Raw genomic sequence first — 3,905 nt, forward strand, 5'->3', positions numbered from 1 at the left:
GCCGCGCGAGTCGGTCGAGCCGATGTACATGCCGGGCCGCTTGCGTACGGCCTCGAGACCTTCCAATACCTGGAGATGATGGGCGGAGTACTCGGAAGTCACAATCCTCAAGATTATCCGGGGCGGCCGACAGCAGGCCCTCGACACACTCGGCCGACAGCAGACTGACACGCCCGGCGCGGTCGCGGGCGTACGCGCTGAGCGAAATGTCCCTGCCGCGGGGCATGATTCGGAGGTCTGCGTGGTTGTATGTGGAGACCGACAGCAGCGCGACATCCCGAGGAGGCACCGAGATGAGCATGACCTCAACACACGACCACCAGACCGCCGTCCTCGACTACCGCCTGACCGCGGCCGACCGATGCGATTCCTGCGGAGCGCAGGCGTACATCGCCGCAGAGGTGAACGGCAGCGAACTGCTCTTCTGCGCTCACCACGGGCGCAAGTACGAAGAGAAGCTGCGTGCCGTCGCCACGAGCTGGCACGACGAGACGGCGCGGCTGATCGAGTCCCACTGACCCAGGGCCGTCACGGCCTGTTGCGGTGCCCCGCCTAGACTGGCGGGGCACCGCTTTTTCGTCCGGGGAGGACTTTCATGGCCTCGCGTGGCCTCGCGCTTCAACACCGTTTCCGCGTTCTGCTCGAGCGCGCCCGTCGTATCGACGTCGCGTCGGTGACCGACCGGGCACGCTTCACCGCGAAGGTGCACGGCAAGCGATACCCCGTCGTCCTCGCCGACATGCTCTGGTCGGCCGCCCGCCACCGCGTCGGGTTCAACGACTATCTGGAGTTCGACTTCGCGATCCTCACACGCGCCGAGCGCGCCACCTGGGTGACCAGTCCGCTCGCGCTGGAGCTCTCCAACCGGTATGACGACCCCGCGCACGTGCACCGGTTCCACAACAAGATCGATTTCAACCGTGACTTCGACCGGTTCCTCGGTCGGGAGTGGCTCGAGCTGACCGCCGGCAACGCGGCCGAACTCGAGGCTTTCGCGCAGCGGCATCCCGTGCTCATCGCCAAGGTGCCGGTCAGCAAGTCCGGGCTGGGCGTGCGTCGGTACCTGGCCTCGGAGGTCGAGGACTGGGCGGCCTTCCACAGCGACCTGATCTCGCGCGGCGAGGTGCTGATCGAGGAGAACATCGAGCAGCACCCTGACATCGCGGCAACGTGCCCCGGCACCGTCAACACCACGCGGGTGACGACGTTCGTGAAGGACGACGGCACGGTCGAGATCATCAACATGGCGCAGAAGTTCGGGCGTGGGCAGGTGAGCGACCAGGGGTCGTTCGGCGGCTTCTACACGGTGCTCGACGAGAACGGGCACGCGCTCGGCAAGGGCTATGACGTTCATGGGCACCTGTACGAGACGCACCCCGAGACCGGCTACCGCATCGCGGATTTCCAGCTGCCGCTGATGGATCAGGTGCGCGAGCTGGTCACGGACGTCGCCCTCGTGGTGCCGCAGGTGCGCTACGTCGGCTGGGACATCGTCGTCGGGCCGGAGCGGCCGCTGCTGGTCGAGGGCAACTGGGGTGCGGGTGTGTTCGAGAACAAGCCGACCGCGACGGGCATCCGTCACGGGCACCTCCCCCGTTACCGTGCCGCGATGGGCTTCTGACTCGCTGCCGAGTGAGTATTCGCGCGGCCGAGTGAGTATTCGCGGCGTCTGAGCCGCGCCTGCCACGGCGCTGAGCCGGCATCCTGCCGGCCGTGATCCTCTCGTCTAGGCCGTGCCGCCAACAATCGCGGCTGGTGTCACGGCCGCCGATGGATGCCGTTGAGGACGCACCCACCGTGCGACCGAACCCGAGTGAGCCTCCGGCACGACGGAGGCGACGAATACTCACTCGGCCGACGCAAACGACCCCGCGAGTGCTCACTCGCGGGGTCGAATACTCACTCGATGTGCCGAATACTCACTCGGCGTCGGCGTCGGCGTCGGCGTCGGCGTCAGGAGGGGCGGACGATCCCGAGCGGCGTGGACTGGTGGCCCTGGCCCAGCGGGTTGTCGCGGAGGATGCGCACGAGAAGCGCCTCCCTGCCCTTGTCCAGCGTCGAGCCGAGGATGTTGCCGCCGATGTCGTTGATGTCGACCACGGCGACGTCGAAGCCGCCACCCAGCAGCTGCTGCAGGTGGGCGGCAACCTCACGCGGACGCTCGGGCCCGAGCACGACAGCCTTGTTGTACGGCGGGATCGTGCCGCTGGTCGGGCCGTCGATGGCGCGCGCCTTGTCGCCGGCGATGCGGTAGAAGTCGCCCTTGCGACCGAACGCCTTCGTGACCGCGGCGACGGCGGCGGCGAACAGGATGCGCGGCGTGCCGCACTCCCGTAGCGCCATCTCCATCGTCTCGGGCATGCCGAGGCCGATGCCGTATGAGGTCTTCGTGACGTACTTCGACAGGAACTTCGCCAGCTTGCGGGGCTGCACCGAGTCGATCGGGTACGACCGGCCCTGCGTGATCGCGACGATCTTCTCCGTCACGAACAGCAGGTCGCCCGGCTGCACGACGTCCGCCGCATACTCGCGGATGAATGCGTCGAGATCGTCCTCGGGCATGACCACGCGCGTGCGGATCGGAATCCGCTCGAACGTGGCGCCGTCCACCGTCACGGTCAGGGCCTTGCCATCGTTGGGCACGGCCGACATCGGAACCTCGCCCATCACTCGAGGTAGTCCCGCAGCGACTGCGAACGCGACGGATGCCGCAGCTTCGCCATCGTCTTCGACTCGATCTGGCGGATCCGCTCGCGGGTCACACCGAAGGTGTCGCCGATCTGGTCGAGGGTCTTCGGCTGGCCGTCGCCCAGGCCGAAGCGCATGCGGATGACACCGGCCTCGCGCTCCGAGAGCGAGTCCAGCAGCGACTCGAGCTGGCGCTGAAGCATGGTGAAGCCCACCGCGTCGGCCGGCACGACCGCCTCGGTGTCTTCGATCAGGTCGCCGAACTCGCTGTCGCCGTCCTCGCCGAGCGGGGTGTGCAGCGAGATGGGCTCACGGCCGTACTTCTGAACCTCGACGACCTTCTCAGGCGTCATGTCCAGCTCACGGCTGAGCTCCTCGGGCGTGGGCTCGCGGCCCAGGTCCTGCAGCATCTGCCGCTGCACGCGGGCCAGCTTGTTGATGACCTCGACCATGTGCACCGGAATGCGGATGGTGCGGGCCTGGTCGGCCATGGCGCGGGTGATCGCCTGACGGATCCACCAGGTGGCGTACGTCGAGAACTTGAAGCCCTTGGTGTAGTCGAACTTCTCGACCGCGCGGATGAGGCCCAGGTTGCCCTCCTGGATGAGGTCCAGGAACTGCATGCCACGACCGGTGTAGCGCTTGGCGAGCGAGACGACCAGGCGCAGGTTGGCACCCAGCAGGTGGCTCTTGGCGCGGTGGCCGTCGCGGGCGACCCACTGCAGGTCCAGGCCCAGCTGCGACGACTTCTCCGAAGCCGACATGTGCGACAGCTTCTCTTCGGCGAACAGTCCCGCCTCGATGCGCATCGCGAGCTCGACCTCTTCGGCCGCGTTCAGCAGCGGCACCTTGCCGATCTGCTTCAGGTAGTCCTTGACCGGGTCGGCGGTCGCGCCGGTGATCTGCGTCGAGTAGACGGGGACGTCGTCCTCATCGCTCGAGGAGATGACGATCGCGCCCGTCGGAAGCGGCTCACTGAAGGCCGGCTTCTTCTTGTCGTCGTCATCGTCGTCATCGTCGTCGGATGCCGCCTCGTCGCCCGGCTTGGCCTTGGTGCGAGCCGGGGTGGCAGGCGCGTCGTCGTCGGCATCCGATGCGTCGACGTCGACTTCGAGGTCGACGTCGCCGATCTCCTCTTCGTCGATGTCTTCCTCGTCGGACTTGGCCTTCGAGGTGGCCGCCTTCTTCGCGGGTGCCTTCTTCGCGGGCGCCTTCTT

Annotated in this window: 4 protein-coding genes; 2 read left to right on the plus strand and 2 right to left on the minus strand. The window is 67.2% G+C overall.

Translation table 11 applies throughout. From position 1 onward, the window contains the following. The first annotated feature begins 293 nt into the window (after nucleotides 1-293). Both NQ160_RS20100 and NQ160_RS20105 read left to right on the plus strand, forming a co-directional pair. Complete coding sequence (locus NQ160_RS20100) at nucleotides 294-518, plus strand: DUF7455 domain-containing protein (protein ID WP_374113686.1); 225 nt, start codon at nucleotides 294-296, stop codon at nucleotides 516-518. A gap of 77 nt (nucleotides 519-595) precedes the next feature. Beyond that, nucleotides 596-1,621 (plus strand): sugar-transfer associated ATP-grasp domain-containing protein, encoded by a 1,026-nt coding sequence (locus NQ160_RS20105; protein ID WP_257516875.1) that lies wholly within the window; start codon nucleotides 596-598, stop codon nucleotides 1,619-1,621. 332 nt (nucleotides 1,622-1,953) lie between these two features. Here NQ160_RS20105 and NQ160_RS20110 read toward each other — a convergent pair whose 3' ends face one another. Together NQ160_RS20110 and NQ160_RS20115 are read right to left on the minus strand one after the other, a co-directional pair. After that, nucleotides 1,954-2,652 carry a coenzyme F420-0:L-glutamate ligase gene (locus NQ160_RS20110; RefSeq protein WP_257516876.1) on the minus strand — a complete coding sequence of 233 codons (699 nt, stop codon included), beginning with the start codon at nucleotides 2,650-2,652 and terminating at the stop codon, nucleotides 1,954-1,956. 14 nt (nucleotides 2,653-2,666) lie between these two features. Then, the coding region (locus NQ160_RS20115; RefSeq protein WP_257516877.1) for an RNA polymerase sigma factor at nucleotides 2,667-3,905 on the minus strand (1,239 nt) is incomplete at its 5' end.

Source organism: Microbacterium sp. zg.Y909, assembly GCF_024626565.1.